Raw genomic sequence first — 309 nt, 5'->3', positions numbered from 1 at the left:
CTACACCCTCGTCCTCGCCTACGCCGGCGCCGCGCTCCCGACCCTGCTCCTGTTCACCCTCGCCGACCGCAGCAGCGCCGACCTGGCCAGCACCGACCTCGTCGGCGCCGAAATCGTGCGGACCGCGGCCGGCACCATCGGCCTCGTCGCCTCGGTACCCCTCACCACCGCCATCGCGGCACTCGCCGCATCACGACGACACCCCCCAGGCTCGGCATCCCCTTCGACCGACATCGACACCGACACCGACTTCGCCCCAGCCGGTCACGCCGACGCGGACACCCAGCCCCTCATCTACCGGGCCAGCTA

The 309-nt window shown here is 72.2% G+C and carries 1 protein-coding gene; it reads left to right on the top strand.

The genetic code is table 11. The annotated features are described in order from the left end of the window. Positions 1-309, top strand: a 309-nt coding sequence (locus AC559T_RS17940) for a YibE/F family protein (RefSeq protein ID WP_498869480.1), incomplete at both ends; no start/stop codon positions are given.

This window comes from Frankia sp. Hr75.2 (assembly GCF_949319125.1).
Lineage (GTDB): Bacteria > Actinomycetota > Actinomycetes > Frankiales > Frankiaceae > Parafrankia > Parafrankia soli.
This window is presented reverse-complemented; position numbering and strand designations above follow the sequence as displayed.